The 23,734-nt window shown below is 57.5% G+C and carries 24 protein-coding genes; 8 read left to right on the top strand and 16 right to left on the bottom strand.

The genetic code is table 11. The annotated features are described in order from the left end of the window. Positions 1-100: 100 nt before the first annotated feature. From FYJ63_RS00395 to FYJ63_RS00320, 16 genes are all read right to left on the bottom strand, one after another. Positions 101-1,342 (bottom strand): ABC transporter substrate-binding protein, encoded by a 1,242-nt coding sequence (locus FYJ63_RS00395; RefSeq protein ID WP_195839291.1) that lies wholly within the window; start codon positions 1,340-1,342, stop codon positions 101-103. A gap of 201 nt (positions 1,343-1,543) precedes the next feature. Next, positions 1,544-1,741, bottom strand: a complete 198-nt coding sequence (locus FYJ63_RS00390; protein WP_154542678.1) for a hypothetical protein — start codon at positions 1,739-1,741, stop codon at positions 1,544-1,546. A 126-nt stretch (positions 1,742-1,867) separates the two neighbouring features. Next, on the bottom strand, positions 1,868-2,512 hold the full coding sequence (locus FYJ63_RS00385; protein WP_154542675.1) for an NUDIX domain-containing protein: 645 nt from the start codon (positions 2,510-2,512) through the stop codon (positions 1,868-1,870). Positions 2,513-2,619: 107 nt separating this feature from the next. Further along, positions 2,620-4,329, bottom strand: a complete 1,710-nt coding sequence (locus tag FYJ63_RS00380) for a CTP synthase (protein WP_277027486.1) — start codon at positions 4,327-4,329, stop codon at positions 2,620-2,622. Between the two features lie 14 nt (positions 4,330-4,343). Beyond that, the gene (locus FYJ63_RS00375) at positions 4,344-5,519 is read right to left on the bottom strand and encodes a glycosyltransferase family 4 protein (protein WP_338106763.1); all 1,176 of its coding nucleotides are present in this window, start codon (positions 5,517-5,519) and stop codon (positions 4,344-4,346) included. Further along, a complete protein-coding gene (murJ, locus tag FYJ63_RS00370; protein ID WP_154542673.1) occupies positions 5,488-7,137 on the bottom strand; it encodes a murein biosynthesis integral membrane protein MurJ in 1,650 nt (549 codons plus the stop codon). The genes FYJ63_RS00375 and murJ overlap by 32 nt, the downstream gene beginning before the upstream one ends. Next, complete coding sequence (locus FYJ63_RS00365) at positions 7,134-7,889, bottom strand: beta-carotene 15,15'-monooxygenase (RefSeq protein ID WP_154542671.1); 756 nt, start codon at positions 7,887-7,889, stop codon at positions 7,134-7,136. The genes murJ and FYJ63_RS00365 overlap by 4 nt, the downstream gene beginning before the upstream one ends. A 50-nt stretch (positions 7,890-7,939) precedes the next feature. Then, on the bottom strand, positions 7,940-8,998 hold the full coding sequence (locus tag FYJ63_RS00360; protein WP_154542669.1) for a copper transporter: 1,059 nt from the start codon (positions 8,996-8,998) through the stop codon (positions 7,940-7,942). Positions 8,999-9,024: 26 nt separating this feature from the next. Further along, entirely contained in the window at positions 9,025-10,197 is a 1,173-nt protein-coding gene (steA, locus tag FYJ63_RS00355) for a putative cytokinetic ring protein SteA (RefSeq protein WP_277027493.1), read from the bottom strand. Beyond that, positions 10,194-11,966: a DNA repair protein RecN gene (locus FYJ63_RS00350; RefSeq protein ID WP_154542667.1), complete on the bottom strand. Its 1,773-nt coding sequence runs from the start codon at positions 11,964-11,966 to the stop codon at positions 10,194-10,196. The genes steA and FYJ63_RS00350 overlap by 4 nt, the downstream gene beginning before the upstream one ends. Beyond that, positions 11,963-12,796, bottom strand: coding sequence for an NAD kinase (locus tag FYJ63_RS00345; protein ID WP_277027495.1), 834 nt, complete (start codon positions 12,794-12,796; stop codon positions 11,963-11,965). Before FYJ63_RS00345 ends, FYJ63_RS00350 begins: the two co-directional genes overlap by 4 nt. Beyond that, positions 12,793-13,023 carry a hypothetical protein gene (locus FYJ63_RS00340; RefSeq protein WP_154542665.1) on the bottom strand — a complete coding sequence of 77 codons (231 nt, stop codon included), beginning with the start codon at positions 13,021-13,023 and terminating at the stop codon, positions 12,793-12,795. Before FYJ63_RS00340 ends, FYJ63_RS00345 begins: the two co-directional genes overlap by 4 nt. Positions 13,024-13,090: 67 nt before the next feature. Next, on the bottom strand, positions 13,091-13,924 hold the full coding sequence (locus tag FYJ63_RS00335; protein ID WP_154542662.1) for a TlyA family RNA methyltransferase: 834 nt from the start codon (positions 13,922-13,924) through the stop codon (positions 13,091-13,093). Between the two features lie 7 nt (positions 13,925-13,931). Beyond that, positions 13,932-14,090: a thioredoxin gene (locus FYJ63_RS00330; RefSeq protein ID WP_154542660.1), complete on the bottom strand. Its 159-nt coding sequence runs from the start codon at positions 14,088-14,090 to the stop codon at positions 13,932-13,934. Further along, positions 14,087-16,087, bottom strand: coding sequence for an HAD-IIA family hydrolase (locus FYJ63_RS00325; protein ID WP_154542658.1), 2,001 nt, complete (start codon positions 16,085-16,087; stop codon positions 14,087-14,089). Before FYJ63_RS00325 ends, FYJ63_RS00330 begins: the two co-directional genes overlap by 4 nt. 8 nt (positions 16,088-16,095) lie before the next feature. Then, positions 16,096-16,701, bottom strand: coding sequence for a hypothetical protein (locus tag FYJ63_RS00320; protein ID WP_154542656.1), 606 nt, complete (start codon positions 16,699-16,701; stop codon positions 16,096-16,098). 116 nt (positions 16,702-16,817) lie between these two features. Here FYJ63_RS00320 and FYJ63_RS00315 point away from each other — a divergent pair, with 116 nt between their 5' ends. From FYJ63_RS00315 to FYJ63_RS00280, 8 genes are all read left to right on the top strand, one after another. Beyond that, positions 16,818-17,846, top strand: a complete 1,029-nt coding sequence (locus FYJ63_RS00315; protein WP_154542654.1) for a DUF817 domain-containing protein — start codon at positions 16,818-16,820, stop codon at positions 17,844-17,846. Positions 17,847-17,911: 65 nt separating this feature from the next. Further along, positions 17,912-18,451: a ribonuclease H family protein gene (locus tag FYJ63_RS00310; RefSeq protein WP_154542652.1), complete on the top strand. Its 540-nt coding sequence runs from the start codon at positions 17,912-17,914 to the stop codon at positions 18,449-18,451. A gap of 61 nt (positions 18,452-18,512) precedes the next feature. Further along, entirely contained in the window at positions 18,513-18,941 is a 429-nt protein-coding gene (gene mscL / locus FYJ63_RS00305) for a large conductance mechanosensitive channel protein MscL (RefSeq protein ID WP_154542650.1), read from the top strand. Between the two features lie 69 nt (positions 18,942-19,010). Next, the gene (locus FYJ63_RS00300; protein WP_154542648.1) at positions 19,011-19,814 is read left to right on the top strand and encodes a hypothetical protein; all 804 of its coding nucleotides are present in this window, start codon (positions 19,011-19,013) and stop codon (positions 19,812-19,814) included. Positions 19,815-19,891: 77 nt separating this feature from the next. Then, entirely contained in the window at positions 19,892-20,770 is an 879-nt protein-coding gene (locus FYJ63_RS00295; RefSeq protein ID WP_154542646.1) for an SIS domain-containing protein, read from the top strand. A 22-nt stretch (positions 20,771-20,792) separates the two neighbouring features. Further along, the gene (locus FYJ63_RS00290) at positions 20,793-21,839 is read left to right on the top strand and encodes an ROK family protein (protein WP_154542644.1); all 1,047 of its coding nucleotides are present in this window, start codon (positions 20,793-20,795) and stop codon (positions 21,837-21,839) included. A 36-nt stretch (positions 21,840-21,875) separates the two neighbouring features. Further along, positions 21,876-22,862 carry a 1-phosphofructokinase family hexose kinase gene (locus FYJ63_RS00285; protein WP_154542642.1) on the top strand — a complete coding sequence of 329 codons (987 nt, stop codon included), beginning with the start codon at positions 21,876-21,878 and terminating at the stop codon, positions 22,860-22,862. A 2-nt stretch (positions 22,863-22,864) separates the two neighbouring features. After that, the gene (locus tag FYJ63_RS00280; RefSeq protein WP_154542640.1) at positions 22,865-23,701 is read left to right on the top strand and encodes a class II fructose-bisphosphate aldolase; all 837 of its coding nucleotides are present in this window, start codon (positions 22,865-22,867) and stop codon (positions 23,699-23,701) included. The last annotated feature ends 33 nt before the right edge of the window (positions 23,702-23,734 follow it).

Genomic DNA, 23,734 nt, shown 5'->3' with positions numbered 1-23,734 from the left:
CTATTGTTAAAGGATACGGTTTTTGAAAAACTTTGGTGCGGAGGCGGGATACTCCGCCCCCGCACCAAAGCGTTGAAGTATGAAGCGTCAACCTTTCGGTTTAGAGGCCGGCCTCAAACTCTGCCTGGACACCTTCCAACACTGTGTCCACATCTCCAGAGGCAATCTTGCCCGCGCTGGACTGCAACGCACCTTGCAAGACATCCCACTGGGGATTACCCACTGGCAGGAACTTCACCTTCGGAAGGTCGGCGTAGTACTTCGCCAATAGCGGGTCGGCTCCCGCGCTCTCTTCTTTGATGATGTTTTGGGTCACCGGCAGCAGGCCGGAGGGCTTGAACCAGTTCTTGTACATGGCATCGGAATAGAACAGATCCAAGAAGTCCTTGGTCGCCGCCTTGCGAGCCTCATCGCCATTGTCGAAAGCTAAGATGAAGTCGGTTACACCCACAACCACCGGATCGCCGTTCTTGGAGAACACCGGAGCGGTGTCATATTTGATGGTGTCAGGGGTCTTCGAGAACAGACCGGAGTGTCCGTTGTACATGGCGACCTTGCCGTTATCGAATAAATCCACCACGTCTTGGCGGTTGGTAGAACCCGCGTTCGGCTGGGTGCAACCCTGGTCGATGAGCTTCTTCATTTCGGCAAAGCCTTCCTTCACCCCGTCGGAAGTAGCGGTGAGGTTGTCGCCGTCTACCCAGTTGGCTCCGGCTCCCCACACGAACAGGGAGGATTCCACCTGGGCTTCTTCCTTACCGAGCGGCATTCCGTAAGGGTAGATGTCGGGGAATTTCGCCTTAATCTTGGCGCAGGCGTCTTCGAGTTCTGCCCAAGTCGTTGGCGGTGACGCCACGCCCGAGTCTGCCAAAATCTGGGTGTTGTAAGTCAACTCACGCACGGAGGCGACGTCGGGTGCAGCCCACTTGGTGCCGTCAGCTCCCTCGCCGTTCTTCAACAGTGCCGGTTCGATTGTGTTCAAAACATCGGCGCTGATGACTTCATCAATTGGGTACAGCAAGCCGCCGTCAGCGGAGGCTGCGAAAGCATTGTCGTTCAAGATATCGGGCATATCTTTGGCCTGAATCCGCGCCTGCACCTTGGAGGTGAAGTCATCCCAGCCTTCGATCTGGAGCTCCACCTTAACATCCGGATGGGTCTTGTTGAACTCGGTAATAATGGCTTCCCAGTCGGTCTTGGTAGAATCCGCGTATGACGGGGCCAGAATTTTAATGGTGGTTGACCCAGCAGCGTCACCGCCAGTTGAACCGCCACCGCCACAGGCGGTTAAACTCAGCGCGGCCACGCAGGCGAGTGCCCCAATTTTCAAAAAGGTCTTCACTGATTTTCCTTTCACTCGGTCACGGCACCGGGCCGTGTTTTGTGCAATCTCGGAAAGATACTGATCGATATCAGTAATCCTCTTTGACTCTTGGCTCAGCCTATCGCTAATTGACCATTAATTTCGGAAAAACAGCAGTAGAGATTCAAATCACAGTTGCCGCGAACCCCTACGGAACTGGTTCGCGGCAACTGCTTGGTATTACTGGAAGGCGGTCTCACCGCGGGCAGCCCTCTCGAGGCGAATTACTTTGCTTCCCGTCCGTTCCATCATTTTTAGGGCGTCAGACCCGATGACACCAGCACCGCCGACAAAATAGACCGTCTTGGTGCCGCTACTGCTGAAAGAGTCGATAATATGGGGTTCGAGTTTCGCGGCAGTGCCGGAGTCTCCCAGCATATCGGCAGATAAAGGCTCTTAGCTCTTGTGGAGCGTACATAACCCTACCGGCATTTGTCAAACAAGTGAAAGCCGAATAACGCTCATTTAGTTTAGTACTTTGAATGTAATCCAGGGTTCATTCTGTTATCTCAGCCAAGGCGCCGCCGGAGTTCGCAAAGAATTACCGCGCTCTTGCAAGGCAACCTGGGTCGCGAGGAGACCTACAACTGCCGAGGGGTTGTGGATGCGACCGTCAAAAATTGCCGTAATCGCCTCTGGCAAAGGAACCCAGCGTTTCGTCATAAAGGCCTCCTCGGCTTCCTTCACAAAGTTGCGTTCTTCTGTCGGGATAGGCTGCAGCTCGCGAGCTAAGAATACCCTTAGTGACTCCGAAGAACCTCCGGGCGTCGTGAAATAATCCACCAACACATCCCAGTGTCCGGCCCGAGCTTCCACTTCCTCAGCAAGTTCTCGTTTCGCTGCTGTGAGGGTGTCCTCCCCGTCAACGTCCAACAGTCCCGCGGGAATCTCCCACAATGAGGCCCGCACCGGATGACGATATTGATTGATTAAAAGTACTTCTGGTTCTCCGGCTGGATTCTCGACGGCCTCTCCTTCCCGCAAAGGCACAATCGCAACCGCTCCGGGGTGTTTCACGAAGTCACGTGTCGCCACCTCAGAGCCATATTTGACGTGTTCAGTCATCATGGAAAAAACCTGGCCGCGCCAGACTGTTTTGGAGTCCACTACGGGAAATTCTGTCTTTTTATCTGCAATGGTTTGAGTCATCTCTACCTCTTTTTCGCTTCTCCGCCGAGCCACCGAGAGCCGGTAGGCTGGGACACGACGGTGGGCGGTCAGAATCCAGCCAGCTCCGTCCCCTCAGCGTAGCCAGTCTACTCATCCTCCGGATGTGTCGTGGCGAACTGGGAGGCCTGGCGGTCTAAAGCCGCTTTCACCAGCCCCGCAAACAGGGGATGCGGACGAGTGGGGCGGCTCTTGAACTCGGGATGGCCTTGCGTGGCTACAAAATACGGATGCAGAGAAGAATCCAATTCCACGAATTCCACCAGTTTCCCATCCGGCGATGTTCCGGAAATATGAAGCCCGGCGGCTTCCAAACGCTCAATATAGGCGGGATTTACCTCAAAACGGTGGCGGTGACGTTCACTCACCTCGCGGGTGCCATAGACTCCGGCCACAATTGAACCTTCCTTTAACGTGGCCGGATAGGCTCCCAATCGCATGGTTCCGCCTAAATCTCCCTCGCCGGAAACGATGTTTCGCTGCTCATCCATAGTGGCGATAACCGGATCGGAGGTGTTGGGATCAAACTCAGTTGAGGTGGCTCCAGAAATCCCGAGCAAATCACGCGCCACCTCGATAACCATGGTTTGCAGCCCGAGGCAAATCCCTAAAGTGGGGATGCGGTTTTCCCTTGACCATTGCACAGCCTGTACTTTGCCGCTGATACCGCGTCCACCGAAGCCTCCGGGAATGAGCACCCCGTCCACTCCCCCGAGCGAACGCGAGGCGTCTGCAGGAGTTTCGCAATCGTCTGCGGAAACCCAACGAATCGATACTTTCGTGTCATTGGCAAACCCACCCGCGCTCAAGGCCTCGGACACCGACAGGTAGGCGTCGTGGAGGCCAATATACTTACCCACCAAGGCGATTTCCACGGAATACTGCGGATGGTGCACTGCGGTGAGGACTTTCTCCCATTCACTCCAATCTACGTCGTGGAAGGGCAAATCGAGACGACGCACCACGTAGGCATCGAGGCCCTCGCGGTGTAGTACCTTGGGAATCTCATAGATAGAAGGAGCATCAGGGCAGGTCACAACCGCTTCTTTATCCACATCGCACATAAGTGCAATCTTCGATTTCACCTCTTCGGGAAGTTCCCGATCCGAACGGCACACGATGGCATCGGGCTGAATCCCACTGGAACGCAACGCCGCCACCGAGTGTTGGGTGGGTTTGGTCTTCAACTCTCCTGAAGCCGCCAAAAACGGCACCAGCGAGACATGGATAAAGAAGCAGTTGCCGCGACCCAATTCGCTGCGGATTTGCCTGGCGGATTCAATAAAAGGCTGGGATTCAATATCGCCTACGGTGCCACCGATTTCGGTAATGATGACGTCTGGGATGTCTTCGGGATTGTCATAGCCCTGCGGATCCGCTTGGGAGCGCATCCGGCGTTTAATCTCATCGGTGATGTGGGGAATCACCTGGACACAGTCCCCCAAATATTCTCCGCGTCTTTCTTTAGCCAACACCCGCTGGTAGACCTGTCCGGTTGTCGTATTGGCTTTGGCGCTCAAGGACACGTCGAGGAATCTCTCGTAGTGCCCAATGTCAAGGTCAGTCTCAGCCCCGTCTTCCGTCACGAAGACCTCGCCGTGTTGGAAGGGGTTCATCGTCCCGGGGTCAACATTGATATAGGGATCAAGTTTTTGCATCACGACTTTCAATCCCCGAGAACGCAGCAGGCGTCCCAAAGAAGAAGCGGTGAGGCCCTTCCCGAGGGAAGAAGCGACACCGCCGGTCACGAAAATTTGTTTAGTAGTGGTAGTTTCATGGTTTCCATAATTATTATTCACGGAGTTCCATCATATCAGCTTGGGTTCTTTGCTGCCTCATAGAAATTCAGCCATTTCTGAGCCACATCCGACATGGTTGGCCAGGTCAGGGCACGTTTCCGAGCGGCTTCTTGTTTCTCGTACCAGATTCCCGGATTCGACAGTAGCTTCGTGATGGCTGCGGCAGTTTGCTCGGGATTTGCGGCGTTCACCAAGAGGGCTCCCACTCCGACGTCGCCAGTAAATTCATCGGCGTGTCGCGAAGCAGGACGCGCGGCGGCTTCGGGACTCATGAGAATATCGCGCAGTCTCCCTACCGGTTGCGCCACCACCGGAAGACCTAAAGTCATCGCCTCCTGGGTCACGAAACCGCGGGATTCCCACTCAGAGGTCACTACGAGGACACTCGCCGCCTCATACCAAGTTTCCAGGTCCTTGCGCCACCCCAGGAAAGAGACTTGAGCATCGGCCCCGAGAGAACGCAACTGGGCGAGAAGCTGGGGATCCCCGTCCCCAATGACCACGGCCGTGGCCGGATAGGTCACGTGTTCCATGGCTTTCACGAACAGATCCAGGCGTTTCTCTGGTTCAATGGTTCCGATCGCCAACACGAGCTGCCCGCGGTTTTTCAGCCGTTCTTTTTTCGCGAGTTTTTCCCATTTTTCCACGCGTTCTTTCCGGTTGGCGAGCGGTTTTTCCCGCAACCGCTCCACTCGCGGGGAAATCAGGAACGAGACCGCAGCATCGGAGGAAATCTGGGCGTTGATGCGAGCGGTCAAGTTGAGGGTCGAACCGGAAATCAGGCTCGCCCGCATCCCTAACCAGCGGAAAAACAGTTTATTGAAAACCGTGTCGTGAAAATCGGCAGCCCCCTCATACAGCGACACCAGAATCGGGGGGCGCGGACGCATCAATATGGTCAGGAACATTCCGAACATGGCCGCACGCCGACCGTGAACATGCACCACATCCGCCTCAGCCAACGTCTGGCGAGCTCTCCGCAACCTCCGAAAATTGCTCGCTATCAGGTGGAATTTACCAGTGGGGACGGGCCAAAGTGGCAAAACATTTTTCAAACGAAACCGTTTTGCGGTGGTGGGCTCGGCGATAACCGAAACATCCTCCCCCAACGTCGCCAAGGCATCAGAAAGCGAGACGACCGAAGTCCCCATCGAGTGGCTAGCTTTTCCCACTATCATCAAGATTTTCACGTACGCCTCCTTGCTCTTTATTATCGTTCCCCCGCCGCGCCTCGCGAACCACTTCCCGAAAATTTGTGGAACTGAAATAGATTGCCGGCAGGCACACCGCCACCACCACGACTCCCGCAAGTAGCGTCCCCCACAGCGGAGCGCCGCTAACCCCCGTGGTCACGACGGCCCCGTAGGCCAGACGGCCGGCGGCCCCGCCCAGGGCGGCGAGGGGAATCGTCACTACGAGCGGTAAAAGCACCGTTTTCAGGCCCCCACCTTGCTGGATCCGCCACCTCACCAAAAGATACAGTCCCGCGAGGCTCATCCCGATTGCCTGACCGAAGCCCAAAGCAGCCAAGGTCACCGACCCGTTGCCCCGCTCCGGTGCCAAAACCAGGATGAGGATCCAGGCGGACAGAGCCGAAATCCCCCACCCGATAAGCGCTGCGACAAACGTATGAACCGCGCGGTCCAGAGCAATAAAAACTCGCGACAAATGGTAGAGCAGGGCATAGCCGAACAGAGCGGGGCTCATCGCCACGATGGCGAGTTCCAATCCGGGAATGGGACGGTTCCAGGAAAAAATCGCCGCCATCCCCGAGGCCACTGCGAACAGGCCGGCGATTCCGAGAACCGCCAAGGCCGCTACCAAGGCCGTCGACGCGCTCGACAGGGACGAAAAATGACCGCGCTCCCCAGTGGCTTTTTCCCTTGTCAACAAGGGGAAAACCACTGTCGCTATCGGAAAGGTAAACAGCGCGTAGGGCAGCATATAGATGGCTTGGGCATACTGAAACACGTTGATGGTTCCGACTTCCCCGCCCCACCGCGCGAGCCCCAACGCCACCAGCATGTAGCCTTGGGCGGCAACGAGAGCCCCGATACCGAATCCCCCGAGTTCCAGGGCTTTGAGGAACTTTTCGCGCGGCATTTTCCAGGTGAGCCTGAGCCGTACCCCGACCCGCGTCAACGGCACCAGCAGTGGCAGGCTCAAGGCCACCACCCCGAGCGTGGTTCCCCATCCCAGGGCGCTAATTGCCCGTTCATCAAAGGGGTTAGAAACTGACCACGCATCGTAGAGCCAATAGGCACCGATAGTCACTAGAGAAGAGAAGGCAGGTATCAAAGCGGGCCAGGCAAAACGGTGCTGCGCTTGGAGAACACCTCCCGCCACCACCGCGATTCCGTAGAGGGGAATCTGGGCGGCAAAGATCCGAAGGAATTGTGCCATCAACGCGTTTTGGGCGACTCCGTTAGACCCGCGAGACTCCGGCAGGACAGCCGCAATCGGGTCGGCCAACAAGAACAGCAATAACCCCAAAGGCAGGAGAATCGTGAGAGTCCAAGTAAACAGGGCGGAAGCGATCCGGTTGATTTCCTCCGCCCGCTCCGCGGCGACTGCTTTCGCCAACAGCGGCACCGTAACCGAGGCCAGCGCTCCCCCGACAACGACTTCAAAAATCACATTGGGAATCTGGTTGGCCGAGGCGTAGGCATTGCCGACTTCTCCGGCTCCCACCCAACTCGCCTGCGCCAACCAACGTAAGAACCCGAAGACTCTCGAGATGAGGGTGAGAATCGCTACGAGCCCAGCGGCGCCCAACAGAGCGGCAGCCGGATTCTGGCTCGCTCTCATGCCGGTAGCCTCCCCAAGTCGTCAAAGGCTTTCAGCGCCGGCGTGGTTTCGATGATTTTCGAGAAACTCACCTTTTCGCTCGCCAAGGTGAGACCGGCGATGACTGCTAACGCCAACAGTTTGACTCCCCGCGAGCGCCCCTGCACCCAGGTGGCAGCCACCGCCGCCCCCAGCGCGTTGGCGCCGGTATCTCCCAGCATGGTGATTTCGCGAAGATCTGTCGGGAGGGAGGCGGCAATTCCTCCGAGATTCACCAGCACTCGCCGCGTACGCGGCAGGTAAGCTTCGTGCTTTGACGGAACGAGTCCGGCTATCCCCGCAAGAGCCGCGACCTTCAGGGCGCGCCCGGGTCGCAGATCCAACAGGTTCAACAAATTGGCTCCCCCCGCAATTACGCCGGCCTCCGCGCCCCAATCCAGGAGATCGCGTCGAGGTTTAGTCGCCAAGAAAGCCGTCGCGATAAGCGCCAGCATTTTGATTAAACCGGGGCTTACCCGTCCTTCTTTCAAAGCGCTGAAATGACCGCGCAACCCCTTGGTGGTTTTGTTTTTTGTGTCTTGGTCGGAAGCATCATCGAAAAAACCGGCTGCGGCAGAGCCTAGAGCTGCAACCGCCACGCGAGCTCCCGCCGCTTCACTTTGATCAAAGGCAAGTTTGGCTTGGCAAACGGGCAAAACTGCGCCGAGTGCCAACCCGCCGAGAAGGCTGACCTTGCGCCCGTGAAAGTTTTTGCGTTGCAAGGATAATCCCATTTTTCACCGTGCTTTCATCTGGTAACCTAACACTTGCCACGGCAGTCGCGTTAAGCCGCCGGCGGCGCTTGTCCGGCAGGCGGCTGACTCGCGCCCGGAGCTGCCGGGGCGGGCGGAGCGGGTTGTGCCGGCTGAGAAGGCTGAGAAGGCTGAGCCGGAGGTTCTGCCGGATTCACCGTGAGATTGAGCGGGGGCACCAAAGCGGAGGCACCCTGTCCACTACCCCAGGCCCCGACCGTCCCGTTGATGGTTGCCACCAGCGCAAACGGCAACGTGAGGAGAGCAGATTCAGAGCCGATACCATCCACCGTTGAAACTGGATTGGGATCCACCCGAATCACCGAAACCAGGTCGGTGATTGTCGCGGCCGCCCCGAAAACTACGGCTCCGCCCGCGAAAGAATTCAGGGTACGAGCAAATTCGAGATAGGCGGATTCGGGGGTAGCCGCCGGTTTAGTTTTGTCCGTAGGTTCCGACTGGGATGGAGTGGCCTTCGAAGTGCGAGGTCCCACAATGACCGCAATCCGGGCTGGAGCCTCGGCGGGGGCGGTGACCTGGAGAAGGGGCGTGTCCGCTACGGTCAGGATGCCGGTGAGGGCCTCGTTTTGACCCACGAAAACGAGTTGGCCCACAGCGGCAGCCAAGGTCGTTTCCGGAGTGGTGGCGCGAGTGGGGTCATCAAGATATTGGGTGATTTGGCCTGATAGCGCCTCACGGTAGGCTTTTTTATCCGCGGAGAAAAATTCTGGCCGCAAGTTCACCTGCGCCGAAACCGCCCCGCCGGCTTGGCCAAGTTTCGCGGAAACATTCTTGACGTCCTCCCCGTCTGCCCCGGGAAGAACCACCAGAGCCACCTGCACCCCGGACAGCACATTGTTGAAGATTCGTCCCGCAAACTGTTCGCCGACCTTGTCACTCGTGGCGAGCTTGGCCTTGGTTTCCGTAAGTTGGTTACTCAAAGCGTTGCGGTCTTCACGGAGCTTATCGACCTGTCCGGTTAAAGTGTCGCCAATGGGCTGGGCCAGCGGGCCTGCCCCCAGCACAATGCCTACCGCCAGGGCGAGAAACACCGCCACCAGTGATACGAGATGATAACGAAAATCAATCATGAATGAGCCTTTCAATTAAACTCAGCCTAGCCGACTATTGTCCTTAAACTTTGCCACCAAGCGTCAAGATTCGCCGCCACGATTCCGAGGAAAGTCTGTCCCGCCGCAGTCGCCCCGAGCGCCGCTACTAAAGCCGCGAGACCCGCTATCATCATGACACCGACCTGGGAGTTTGTGATGCGGGGGCGGTAGAGTTTCGAAACTCCCTTGGCGTCAACAAGTTTCCCTCCAACTTTCAAGCGAGTCAGGAAAGTGGAAGACATTCCGGCACGCCCTTTGTCGAGGAACTCCACCAGGGTGGCGTGGGTTCCGAGAGCCACAATCAGATCCGCGCCTTTTTCATCGGCGAGGAGCATCGTGATATCTTCGGAAGTGCCGGTAGTCGGGAAAACCACATAGTCCACGCCGAGTTCCTGGACACGGGCGAGCCCCGGGGCTTTCCCGTTCGTATAGGCATGAACCACTATTTCTGCCCCGCTCTTCAAAGCGGCATCGGAAACTGAGTCCATGTCCCCCACAATCATGTCGGGCTTGTATCCGTTTTCCAACAGAGCATCCGCTCCACCATCGACACCGATAAGAATCGGTCGGTATTCGCGAATATAGGGGCGCAAGGTCTGCAAGTCCTCTTTGTAGTTGTATCCGCGCACCACCATCAAAACTTGGCGTCCCGCCAGTTTCGTTTTCAAATCGGGAACCCCGACCGAATCCAGCAACAGGTCGCGTTCGCGACGCAAATATTCCATCGTGTTGGCAGTAAACGCCTCAATTTGCACCCCGAGAGAGGCCTTAGCGGCTTCCATATTCGCGGCGTTAGTCTCCTGGGTTTGCCGTACGCCCTCCGCCACAAGTTTGTCACCGCGGAAAACCTGGTTTCCGCGGATTTCTACGATTTGTCCCTCTTTGAGACTCATCACATCGGTTCCGAGATCGTCAATTAGCGGGATCCCCGCATCTAACAGGAGTTTCGGCCCCTGGTTCGGGTAACGTCCCGAAGTCGATTGTTGGGCGTTCAAAACCGCTGCCGGTCGCTTCTCCACGAGGGATTCTGCGGCCACCCAATCCAAATCCAGATGCGAAATCACCGCGATTTCCCCGGGGTGAAGTCTTTTCACGAGATTTTTAGTGCGACTATCAACCCGCACCACTCCGGTGGAGGCGGAAGATTCTTGACGTTTACGAGAAAACAATGGACTCACATCTCCGATTGTCCCACGCCCGCGAGTTCCAGGAGCTCATCGGCGTGCTGTAAAGCCGTTTCTGTCAGTATATTTCCAGAAATCATGCGGGCGAGTTCTTCGCGGCGGGCCTCCGGTTCGAGGGGAGCAATGATGCTTTCACCTTTGGATTTACTGACTTGAATCTGGAGGTCAGCAAAGGCCGCGACCTGAGCTAGGTGGGTGACCACAATGACCTGAAAGTCCTTGGCGAGCCTCGCGAGACGTTTTCCGACTTCGATACCGGCTTGTCCCCCGATTCCGGCGTCTACCTCATCGAAGATAAAAGTCCGTCGCTCGGTCTCACCACCGCTACCCGCACCGCCAGTGTCCGTGGAGGCAACACGACTCGAGCCCGCGCGGGCGGATTTTTTGGCTGAAGCCGAGGGCGAAACCGGCGGCGTAGCCAAACTCACTTCCAAAGCCAACATGATCCTAGAGAGCTCCCCGCCCGAAGCCGCCTCGGCTAAGGGCAAGACCGGAGCCTTCGGATGCGGCTTTAATAAGAACTTCACACTATCCGCTCCCGAGGGCACAGGCTCTCCGGCTTCGACCGAGATTTCGACCCTGGTGTCTGGCATATCGAGGCCTTTGAGCTCGGCATTGATCGCTTCCGAAAGTGTTTCCGCGGTTTCTAGGCGCTCTTGGTGTAAGGTTTTCCCCGCCGAACTAAGCATCTGGGCGTCTGCTTCCAGTTTTGCTTTCAACTCTTCGAGGCGATCTTCTCCGCCTTGTAGCCCCGCCAGTTCCCGGTCAACGTCTTGCCACACGGTTCCGAGCTGGTCCGGTTCTTCTGCTACTTTCAGGCTCAAATCAGTAAAAGCCGCGCGACGGGTAAGCGCCGCTTGCAGCGCCTCGGGATCTGCATTCAGATCCTGCAAGTACACCCCGAGTTCACGGGCCGCATCAGCCAAAGCGTAACCGGCTCCAGAAACGGTCGTGGCGATATCTTCCAAGGAGGCATCCTCCCGCGAGGCCTTTTCCAAAGCCCGCGAAGCCGCTGCCACCAGTTCGTTCGCCCCCGGTTGGCCCTCGGTTTCACTGTCCAAAGCCCCCAAGGCGAAAGCGGCGTTTTCCCGCAGGCTCTCCACATTGGAAAGACGCGCAACTTTCGCCGTGAGTTCACTAAACTCGCCGTCCTCGGGTTGGAGCGTCTCAAAAATCTGGGAGAGGTTGGCGAGCTCTTCGCGGCGTTGTTCGCGTTTATCCCGGCTGGCTTCCCACTCCTCGTAACTGCGTTTCGTCTCCGTCCACTCCTGCCAACACTCGCGGTAAGTCCCGAGAGCTGACTGATGGGACTTCCCTCCGAAAGCATCCAAAGCCTCACGCTGTGCCTTCTCGCTGCGGAGTCTTCCTTGCGAGGCTTGACCGTGAACCGACACTAGATCGGCTCCGAACTCGCTCAAAGTGGCGGCCGGAACAGTGCGTCCTCCGAGATGTGCCCGCGAACGCGACTTTGCTGGTACGACCCGCGCGGCCTCAACAGCGCCGTCTTCCACGACCCCACCGGCTTCTTCCACCACCGCACCCGCGGTCACGTCAACGAGGAAAGTTCCTTCCACCACCGCCTGGGTAGTTCCGGCGGACACCAAGGAGGCACGCGGTTTCTCCCCCAAAAGCCAGTTCAAAGAATTCAAGAGCATGGTTTTTCCCGCTCCGGTCTCGCCGGTGATAACTGTAAAACCGGGAGAAAACACTAGCTCGGCGTGGCTTATAGTGCCGAGATTCTCGATTCTTAGAGATTCAATCATTTCCGCCTGCGCCATCCTTCGACAGGTAGATCGAACTTCTTCACCAAACGCGCCGAGAAAGGCTGGGAAATCAGCCGCGCCAACTGCATATCGGATTCCGACTTGGTGACCCTGATGGAAGATCCGGGCGGGGCTTTCAAAACCCGGCGGCCATCGGCCCACACTTCACAGTCCTGGACCTGATTGGGCAGAACTTGAATCTCTAAAACCGAAGACGGCCCCAACACCAGCGACCGCGTGAACAACCCGTGCGCCGCCAGCGGGGACAAAACCAAGGCTTTCACGTCGGGCCACACCACTGGTCCACCTACGGAAAAGTTATAGGCAGTGGATCCTGTCGGGGTAGAAACAATGAGCCCGTCCGCGCCGTATTCGCTCACTGCCTCGCCGTCCACGCCGAAAGCCAGCAACGCCGGATGCCCTCGGTCAGTGGAGAGAACCGCGATATCGTTGGCGGCCCACTCCGATTCGACAGTCCCGGAAGGCCTCCGTACTTCTACGTCAATGCACATTCTCCGGTCAACTTCATAGTCGCCGTTGATAACCCGTTTACAAAGGTCCTCCAGGTTTTCCTGTTCGGCTTCGGCAAGAAAACCGACGTGTCCGAGATTCACTCCCACAACCGGCACTTGTTGACGTTGCGCGATGTTGGCAGCCTCCAGGATGGTGCCGTCCCCACCAAGAACGATGACTAATTCGATGGGTTCGTCACTGTCGCGATCCACCACCCGAATGCCTGCTCCGCCGAGAATAGCCTTGACCTTGTTGGCGGTCTCGATGGCTTCTTGACGGTGACGGTGGTTGAACACCATGATGGTGCGTTCGCTCACGCTTGCTCCTCTCGCTGGTGGCGATATTGGTCCACTTCTGCTGCGGTAGGTGGGCGATATTGGCAGGTGGGTTCGGCTTCGCTCGCCCCACAGCAATCCGCATATCCGCCGTAAACGTCCATGGGATCAGTCACGGAGGCTTCGTCAATCTGGGCTGATTCCGTGTGTTGCGACTCTTCGAAGTCACTTCTCGAGTCCGCGGGCTGGGCCGTCAATTTTTCTTCCATATTTGTCCTTCGTTCTCCCCCTCAGTTTCTCACATTGGCTCGCGATTTCCTTATGGAGAAGCTCTATTTAAGATTTGGGGCCGCGCTCCACGGCGAGGCGGCAGGCTTCAGCGAGGGCGTCGCCTTCCAAGGGCTCCTTGACGAGGAATTTCTTTGAAAAATACAAGAAATATTCTACGTTCCCAGAGGGGCCGGCCAAACCGGAGGGAGCGACCTGGGCGATTCCCATCCCGAGTTGTTGAGCTTCGTGAGCCACGGACATGATGGTTTCGATGCGGTCAGCCTCGTTGCGAACTACTCCCCCGTGTCCGAGCCGTTCACGACCGATTTCGAACTGGGGTTTGACCATCAGAAGGAACTGGGCTTCTGGTGTTGCGGCCTTCACTAGGGCCGGTAAAACTAGCCCGAGAGAAATGAAAGACAAGTCCCCGACGACAAGTTCAGCGGGGGGATCAATCAGTGCCGAATCGAGGGTGCGAACATTGGTTCGCTCCAGGTTCACAACCCGTTCATCGGTTCGTAAACGCCAAGCCAACTGGCCGTAGCCCACATCTATTGCGAAAACTTTCGCCGCGCCGCGTCTGAGCAAGACATCCGTAAATCCGCCGGTGGAGGCGCCCGCGTCCAGACAAACCGCCCCCTCGATTCGGGGAGGCTCGGGACCGTAAAAATCGAGATAGTCAAGCGCTCCCAGGAGTTTATGGGCTCCGCGAGAGGCATAGGTCACGGTGTCGGGGTCCCGCAAGACGATGGCCGCGGACAGCTCTACTTGGCGCGCTGGTTTCAAGGCCTCTTGGCCATCAACCAGGACACGACCGGCCCCAATCATCGCCTGGGCTTGGGTGCGGGAATCCGCCAAGTGGCGGCGCACAAGCTCGGTGTCTAGCCGGCAGCGTTTCATTTTCGCGTCAGTCCTTTTGCAAGACGGTTTGGAGTTCCGCGGTGACGTGTTTCAACAAGTCGAGTTGCTCCTCCAAAGGGGCGTCTTCACTAGCCGCTATCTCCTCGCGAAAATCGGTGAGATCCTCAGCATTCAGGCTCGCCGGGCTCGGCGGTTTTTCGCTCATTCGTCAGATTCCTCAGTCTCTTCTACCTGGACATCTACGGGTTCAGGGACGTTTTCTTCCGCGGAGTCTAGTTCTTCCGGATTCTCATCATCTTCCGCTTCGTAAATCCGCTCGACTTCCCGCACCACCTTGAAATCGGGACATTGCACATGAACGCCCTGTTCGCGTGCATACCACACGGCTGCGAGAATCGCGCGGAACTCAGACAAGGAAACCTCGGTGCCGTCTTCTTCCAAGACGCCCAGGCCGCGAACCTCAATCATCCGGTCGTTTACTCTTGCGCGAGTATCTCCGCAGTACCACCAGCCGCGGTGGTGGAGTTCTGGCCGGTCAAAGGGCAAGCCCAAATCCGTCAAATCCAAAGCCACGAAATCTGGACGCTGGTTTTGCGGGGCCATCACCAAATCCCGCGGGCTGGTGAGACCGGTCATAACCACGCAGGACGGGATGCCTGCGGCTTTGGCTCCGAGAATGTCGGTCGCTAACTGGTCTCCGATAGCTACCGTGTGGTGCTTGAAAACGCGACGCTCGCGCTTGGCAGCCATCTTGGCATCGGTCTCTTTTTCCTTCTCGAGCTCTTCGGGGGTTTTTTCTTTCAAGAGCTCATCGGGATCGAGCTTCTCCGCTTTGGATTTCAAAGCCTCTTCCCGCCGCGCTTGGGCGGACTCCTCGAAAGCTTTCACCTCCGCTGCCACCTCGGGGATGGCTCGCAAGTAATCGCTAGCGCGCGCAATCCCCAAGTTATAGATCGATTCTTCGGGCTTCCCGCAAACGACCGGTTCGGCCTTGGTGGCGGAACGTACCGCTTGTACAAAGGAGCCGTTGCCGATAGCGCGCCCGTTTTCGGTCGGGAGTGCCATATCCAGGTTCGTGGCCACCCACTTGGCACCGCTGTTGATTGCGAAGCAAGCCTCTGACAGCTCCTTCCAGCCAATCTCGAAGCCGAGCCCTTGCAGGACGGCCACGGGTTCGTCTTGCGCGGAAAACACCGGCTCGAATCCCACTTCCTTCGCCGCACTAGCGACACCAACTCCCCCGACACACAGCACCTTCGCGCCGGAAGCTTCTTCACCGAGGAGTTTCACCAAAGTTTCGGCACCGTCTTGGGCAGAAGTAACAATCTCATCTTCCTTGGCTTTAATCCCCACGGTCTTTAGTTTCTTCACAACCTCTTTCGGGGGCCGCGCCGCGTTATTCGTCAGGAAATAAACCTTCCCGCCGAGTTCGCGAGCCTTCTCAATCCCCGCGGCGGCGCCGTCAATAGCCACGTCTCCGCTCCAAGTAACTCCGTCCAGGTCGCACAGAATCACAGGGAACTGCGCCGCGAGAGGCACATTGGTTCCGAGCATCGAGGTCGGGTTGGCTTCCTCTTCGGCCTCCATTTCGGCTTGGAGATCCACGATTTCCGCGTCCTCAGCCTCGCGAGGAATCAGCGCCTCGGTTTCCTCGGCTTCAATCCCGCGTCCCAGCTCACGCAAGCGGTCTGCTTTCACGCTCAACAAGCGGCCATACTCGAAGCTTTGCTTCTCCGGATCGACGCCTTTCAGTGCCGCTTCCACCACTGCGAGTCCGGTTTCGTGTTCGCCGAGGTCGGCTCGAGCCGCAGATTCCACAATGGCCAGCTCAAGTCTTTCGGAAGGATCAATGACAGATTTGTCGGTTTCAGCAATGATTTCCAGCGCCTTTTCGGGCTTACCGAGTCCCCGTTCACAGTCGGCTTCTACCGCCCGCAGTACGTCCAAGCCACTCATGCGGCGTACGGTACGAACCTCGCGCAAGGCCTCCGCGTATTTCCCGCTGCCGTAGGCCGTGAGCGCTACTGCTTCGCGAACCACATCGATTCGCCAAGCCATTTTGAGAGCCGCTTTGGCGTGTTCATATGCCAATTCGGGGTTGTCATCCACCAGTTCACCGGACATCACCAGGTGACGAGCCACAATCTCCGCGGTTTCTTTTGGCAGCGGAGAGAGCTGGCGCCACGCTTCTTTATCGAGCATGTCCCACGTCACGGAGGCGGGAATGTCGAGGTTGCGGGTACGTCCGGTGGAACCTTGTCCGCGCTTGGATTCAAAAGTACGGGAACGTCCGTAGTCACCGCGGTCGCGGCGATTTCCGCCGTCGCGTCGCTGGAAACCTCCCTCGCGACCGCGACCGTTAAATCCGCCGTCGCGCCCACCGTGCTCAAACCGGTTGCCTCGGGAATACCGGTCGTTTCGCTGGCCACGTTTCTCGAAGCGGTCACCTCGAGCGCGGTCATCAAACCGTCCCTCGCGGCGATCGCGTCCTCTCTCACTCTGACCTTCGCGAGAACCCCAGTTTTGCCTTTCTCGAAAGTCTTTACCGTCGCGACCGCGACCGTCACGCCGGTCGTCACGATTCTGGCGGTAGCCTGAGCCCCTGCGTTGATCTCGCTCTCCGCGGAAGCCGCCGCGACCGCCTTTACCTTTGAAGCCGCCTTTGAAACCACCGCGATCTCCGTCGCGCTTGCCGTCTCTCCCCTCACTTCTCGGGTCGCGGCCGCCGCGGTTACCCCCGCGGAAATCGTCGCTGTCTTCGCCCCCATCTGATTCAGAATGGCCTTTTCTTTCGCGCCATTTTTCTTCCGGGGCATCCCCCACGTTTTCCCACGGCTTGCGGTTTTCCTCGTCCACAGTTGCCCTTTCCATCGGCCCACAATTCAGTTAACAGAATCCATCCTACCAACTCAGAGGCGCTAGGCTAGATTCGATGGAATCCTTTGCTGAACCAAATGAAGTCGAGAAACCGGAAAACTCCGCACCTTCCGGAGCCTTAGCGGGATCATCTCAGCCGGTCGAAACCCCGCCGGTTGAGGCACGACCGAAAGAGGTACGTTCCGACAAAACACGGTCGGACAATACCTTGACGGATGAAACCAAGCAGTCAAAGTACCCAAAATGGCGCCCTCCGCTTAGCAAACTCGCGATTCTCCCCGCTCAACTGTGGCGTTTCGGTTGGCTACAGGCTTTGAGCTGCCTTTTTCCGGGGTTGATTTTTCTGGGGCTCGCCGCGGCGCATCTCATTTGGAAACACTTCGACCCGCCGATAGCACGCTACGATGCGTTGCTGATCTATGTGATTCTCGTCCAGATTGCCTTCATCGTTTTCAAGCTCGAAACTTGGCGGGAACTGCTGGTGATTTGTGCCTTCCACCTCATCGGACTCGCTTTGGAGATATTCAAAACCCATATCGGTTCGTGGTCCTACCCTGATCCCGGCATCGTGAAACTCGCGGGAGTCCCCATATTTTCCGGATTCATGTATGCCTCGGTGGGCTCCTATATTTGCCAGGCTTTTCGCCGTTTTGACCTGCGGATTAATCGTTTCCACTGGATTGGCGTGAGTCTCCTCGCGGTCGCGGCCTACGCTAATTTCTATACTCACCACTGGATTCCGGATTTGCGCTGGTGGATTGCGGCAGGTTTCCTCATCGCGCTCGTACCTTCCAAAATTTTCTTCACGGTCGGCAAAGAACGCTACTGGATGCCCGCGGCTCTGAGCTTTATCCTCATCGGGACGTTTTTGTGGCTTGCGGAAAATGCCGCCACTTTCCTCGGAGCGTGGGCCTACCCCAACCAGCTTCACGGCTGGGAAATGGTTCACGTCGGGAAACTCGGATCGTGGAGCCTCCTCGTAACCTTGAGTTTTGTCCTGGTAGCAGCAGTGAAAGTTTGGGAGGGTAAGTTCTATCCCGATGCCCACGGCTTCGTCACGAGTGAGGATTCCGATGGGGACTAGGGCTCTTTCTCCTCTTGTTAGGCGTTTCTATTCAGAAGGGCGCGCCGCCCCGATAGGATTCACCTATGGAGATAACAGTAGCGGCGGACGGTTCCGCGCTCGGAAACCCGGGACCCGCAGGTTGGGCATGGTTTGTAGACGAAAACAACTGGGCGGCCGGCGGCTGGGAGCGATCCACCAATAACCGCGGTGAGCTCATGGCGGTCATCGATTTCCTCGAAGCCACCGCGAACCTGCCTGCCCTCGAGATTCGATTTCTATGCGACTCTCAATATGTCATCAACTCCGTCACTAAGTGGATGGCGGGATGGAAGCGTCGCGGCTGGCGGAAAGCCGACAGGAAACCGGTCTTGAATGACGACCTAATGAAACGCCTCGATGCGCTCTTACCAGGAAGAAATGTGCGTTTTGAGTGGGTGAAAGGTCACGCAGGCCACGATCTCAATGAGCGAGCAGATGACCTCGCCCGCGCCGCCGCCACCGCCTTCCAAGCGGGACGGGAACCTAGAAAAGGGCCGGGATTGAGCGATTTCCTTTCGGAAATTCGCGGAACTTCCTTAGCAAGCCAGTCCGGGGAATCTGACACCCAGCCCACCTTGTTTTAGACTATTTACGGTTCTCGGTTAATGCCGAGAGAAAAAGATAGCTACACAAGGAGAACTTTTCATGGCTGAAAAAAAGACGGGTTTCGTTGCCGGCTTTAGAGAATTTATTATGCGGGGAAACGCGATTGACCTCGCAGTAGGCATGGTGATCGGTGCCGCCTTTACCGCCATCATCACTGCCCTGGTGGAAAAGGTGTTGAACCCGCTGGTGGGAGCCATTTTCGGGAAACCGAATTTTGATTCCCTGCTGACCTTGACGGTGGGAACCGGAGACCACCAAGCCCAGATTGTATTCGGTGCCGTCATCACGGCTTTGGTGAATTTCCTGCTCGTGGCGTTGGCCCTCTATGTTTGCGTAGTGGTGCCGATGAATAAACTGCATGAGTGGCAAGAGGCGCGAAAGCCTGCTGCCGAGGAAGAAGACTCAAAACCTACGGAGGCCGAACTGTTGACTGAGATTCGTGATCTCTTGGCTGCGAAGCACGCCTAGTTCTTGGTTGGGGCTCATGAGCCCGAAGTTCCGCGCGACTTGAGCCTTTTCCTGGGATAAAATTTACCTATGAGTTTATTTGGGAAAGGCAAACGCGACAAAACCGCCTCGAGAGACCCCGAATCTTCTTTAATTACCGGAGAACAAGGCGCAGGGGAACAAGGCGACGCTCTCGTCCCTGTCACGCACGGTACTCAGGCATCTCCCAGGCCGAAACACCCTCGTTTAGAAGAGCTGAAAAACGTCCACAGCCTTGATGAACTCTTGGATTTCATGGTGAGCCTCCCCGATTCTCATATCGATAGATCCATTGAAAAAATGCTCGCGGCGAATCCGGGAATATCCACGCAAGCCATGATGGACAAGTTCTCCAAGAGATATGTAAAGATTTCTGCGGTGGCTTCCGCAAGCGTCGGCGGGGGCGCAGCCATCCCCGGTTCCGGTCTCGCCGTGGGAGCAGCATTGACCGGCGGGGAACTCGCGGCTTTCGCTACCAACACCGCCCTCTATGTCTTGACGATGGCGCGCCTAGCCGGAATCCCGACCGAGAATCGCGCTATGCGAAAAGCGCTGGTGCTTTCCGCGATTCTGGGAGATGACGCCGGAGCCATCGTTGCTGACCAGGTCGGAATTGGCCTGTGGAACTGGGCGCGGAACCAGGTCGGCGCCGCAGCCTCCCCCACACTCGGTTCGGTCAACAAGGCGCTGGCTTCATACGCCAATAAGAAGCTAGCTGCCAAAATGTCTGGACACGTGGTGGGGCGGTTTATCCCTCTGGGAATCGGGGCCGCCATCGGCTACTTCTCTGGACGAAAACTCGCGCTCAATACGGTAGAAGGGGTTCATTTCCAACTTTCCCAACTCCGGAATTAAACTCAGCGGAAACCTCCTCATAACAGGCAGTTTTCGACAATAATAGAGGGTATAGATTCACCTTAAGGAGGGTACTAATGAGTATTACCGCAGAAGAGATTGCAAGCCAACCGGAAACTTGGGCAAAGGCAGTTGAAACCGCCCGCACCACCGACCCGAACTTTTTCCCGAAGCCAGGCCAGAAAGTCGCCATGATTGGTTGCGGCACCTCCTGGTTCATGGCCCAAGCCTATTGTCGAGCCCGCGAAGTTGCCGGTGAAGGCATCTCAGACGCATTTACCGCCACCGAATTCCCCCTCACCCGCACCTATGACCTGGTGATTTGCCTGTCTCGTTCCGGCACCACGACCGAGATTATCGAGATTTTGAAGAATCTCCAAGGTCATGTAGCCACCCGCCTGATTACTGCTGTCGGCAACGGGCCAGCGACGCCGTTTACAGATATGGAAGTCGTGTTGGACGCGGATGAAAAATCTGTGGTACAGACCCGCTTCGCCACTTCCGCTCTGGCTTTCATGCGAGCTAGTTTAGGTGAGAAACTCGACGATGCCATCGCGGATTGTCAGACCGCAGTCACCGCTGAAATCCCCGAAAACTACGTCACCGCGGAACAGTTCACTTTCCTCGGCACCGCCTGGACCTACGGGCTCGCCAACGAGGCCGCTTTGAAGATGCGCGAAGCCTCCCAGTCCTGGACCGAGTCCTACCCCGCGATGGAATACCGTCACGGACCGATTTCGATCGCGGAACCCGGTCGCGTCACCTGGATTTTCGGACCCGTCCCCGAAGGCATGGAAGCCCAGATTGCTGCCACGGGCGCGACTCTCGTTCATCACGACTGGGATCCGATGGCCTCCTTGGTGCTCTTGCAACGCGTGGCGGTGGCTCGCGCGGAGCATCGTGGTCTGAATCCGGACACTCCGCGTCACCTCACCCGCTCCGTCATCTTGAAGTAGCCGCACTACCCAAAACGCTCCCATGGTTGCTTCATTTTCACCAACGGCGGGTTTTGCTCTCGGTTTCGATGTCGGGGGGACGGATGCCAAAATCGGTTTCGTCTCCCCCGAGGGTATTTTGCTCCACAAACGGGTTGTCCCCACGCCCCGCGGCGGCGCAGCAGGGCTCGTCAACGGATTAACCGAGATTTACCTTGAACTGCAAGGAGAGCTACACCGTGAGGAAATTGTCTCGGCCCAGGATTGTCCTTCGCTTTCTTTACAGGCCGGTCAGGCTCTCCGAGAAGACCTGCTCTGTGAGGTTGTCGGGGTGGATGTGCCGGGAATCCTCGACGAGGCCAGCGGGAGAACTATCCGCTCCGCGAATCTGGGCTGGGGAGACTTCCCGATGCGCGAAGAACTTTCCGAGACCTTTGGGGTTCCGGTAGTGCTGGGTCACGATGTGCGTTCCGGCGCCTATGGTGAGGCCAGATTCGGAGCCGGCGGAAAGGATTGTTTCTTCGTTGCTGTCGGAACGGGGATTTCGGCCGGACTCATTTTGGACGGGAAGCTCGTTAGTCGCGGGGGTTGCACCGGCGAAATCGGCCAAGTGCTGTTTGCGAATCCGGACCGAGACTATCCCGCCGCATACCCCGCTTTTAGCGAGGCAGAGTACGTGAGTATGGAGCAATTGGCCTCTGCCGGCTTCACCTCGGTTCGCTACTGCGCTTTGAGCGGAACCGACAAGCTTTCTCCCGAGGCTCCCGATTCGAAGGAAGTTTTTGCTCGGGAGCGCCGCGGAGACGCCCTGGCTCACCACGTGGTAGAGACCGGAGTGCAAGCACTGACGGAGACTCTCGCCGCGGTCGTTGCTACCCTCGGGCCCGTGCCGATTGTGATTGGCGGAGGCCAGTCCAAGGAGGGCGAGTCTTATCTCAATCGCTTGCGCGAAGCGACGGCCAGCCGTTTGGTGAATGTGGCAGTACCGCCGTTCACCTTAGCGAAGCTCGGCTCCGACGCACAGCTCCTCGGAATCGCCGCGCAGGCACTTGATAAGTGGGAAGGAACTCTTGCCGCTACCACCTGTTGAACCCACTTTTTCCTACTTCACCAAAGGACAACCAACTTGCCAGAAATAATTACCTTCACCCCCAACCCCGCACTCGACGTGACCTACCAGGTTCCTACCATCAATCTCAACCGCACACACCGAGTCGAAACCGTGTTTCGTCGCGCCGGAGGAAAAGGGCTCAACACCGCCTCAGTCTTGGCGCAGATGGCTTTCCCCGCCCGCGCGGTCGGATTCTTCACCTCCCAGGATTTCCTGGCTGACCTCGAAGCGCGTCACCAAGAGTTGCCGCAGTTTACCTTCCAGCCCCTACCCTCCCCGTTTTTGAACCGCTCTTCCGTTGCCATCGTGGCCGGTGGAGATGCCACCGTTTTCAACGAGGCCGGCCCATCCGTGGGCTCGCGCACCCCCAAGGAGGTCGCTGCCGACTGGAAGATCGTGTGGGATAACGCGCTCGAGCTTTCCTGGGCTCCGGAGGGCTCCATAGTTACCATCAATGGCTCCTTCGCTCCCGGGACTCCGGAAGGAATTCTGGGGCGGCTCGTTGCCGGTTTGAAAGCCAAGGATTGTTGGGTTCTGGTCGATACTTCGGGGAAGTATTTGCTGGAGGCGGCCCGTGCCGGAGCGGACTTGTTGAAACCAAACGTGGCGGAGATTAAAGATGCCACCGGTTTGGATGACCTACCGGCCTCCGCCCGCGCGGTGCTTAGAGCCGGCGCAAAGGCCCTCCTGGTCTCCGCCGGCGCCGACGGCCTCGCCTACATAAAAATGAGTCATGGGGCCGGGCTTTTTGACTCATTTTTAGAAGCTCACTGGGCCAAGCCCGACACGATTCTTTCCGGCAACCCCACCGGCGCAGGAGACGCAGCGGTGGCCGGTTTCGTTGCCGGACTAGCCGAAGGTCTCCCGCTTGATGAAATTTTAACGCGAGCAGTCGCCTGGTCGGCTGCCGCGGTTCCGGTCGAAATTGCCGGAAAAATCGACGCCGAGATGGTTGTGGACCTCGCGGCAAACGTCAGTCACAAAACCGAGGAATGGAGCTAAAAATGCTTGCAGATATTCGTGAACTTGCTCGTGATGCCGCTTCACACGAGGTCGGCCTAGGAGCCTTCAACGTGGTCTTGTTGGAACACGGCGAGGCTCAGATAGCCGCCGCCGAAGCGGTGGAATTACCGATTATTCTCCAGCTCAGCCAGAATGCCGTGAAATATCACCGCGGTTGGTTGGAGCCGATTGGCTCGGCCGTCCTGGAGTTGGCCAAGCGAGCCAAGGTTCCGGCAGTCGCCCACCTGGATCACGCCGAGGACATCGACTTGTGTAAAGCGGCGGTTGAACTCGGGTTTAACTCTATTATGTATGACGGTTCGAAGCTTCCGGACGAGGAAAACCGCAAGACTACGGCAGAAATCACTAAGTGGTGTCACGACCGCGGCGTTTCAGTGGAGGCCGAACTCGGTGAGGTCGGGGGGAAGAACGGGGTTCACGATCCTTCGGCCCGGACTAAACCAGAAGATGCCGCGAAATTTGTCGAAGACACGGGGGTGGATTTGCTGGCCGTAGCGGTCGGATCGTCTCACGCCATGACCTCGCGGGACGCAAGCCTTGACAACGAGTTGATTGCCGCCATCAAAGCCGCCGTTCCAGTTCCGCTCGTGTTACACGGTTCATCAGGCGTTTCCGACGAGGGAATGCGAGCCGCCATCCAAGCCGGCATGACGAAAATCAACGTCTCTACGCATTTGAATGTGATCTATACCGCTAAGGTACGCGAAGATCTCGCTGCCGGTCCCGACCTCGTGGATCCCCGCAAATACTCCTCGAACGGTAATGCCGCTCTCCAAGCCGAAGTTGAGCGCCTCTTGAACTGGTACGCCGGAAAGTAGAGCGGAGCGGCGGGCTGGTTTCGGCGGGATAGT

This window comes from Mobiluncus porci, assembly GCF_009695935.1.
Classification (GTDB): domain Bacteria; phylum Actinomycetota; class Actinomycetes; order Actinomycetales; family Actinomycetaceae; genus Mobiluncus; species Mobiluncus porci.
The sequence above is the reverse complement of the archived record's forward strand: the minus strand, read 5'-3'. Positions and strand labels throughout refer to the sequence as shown.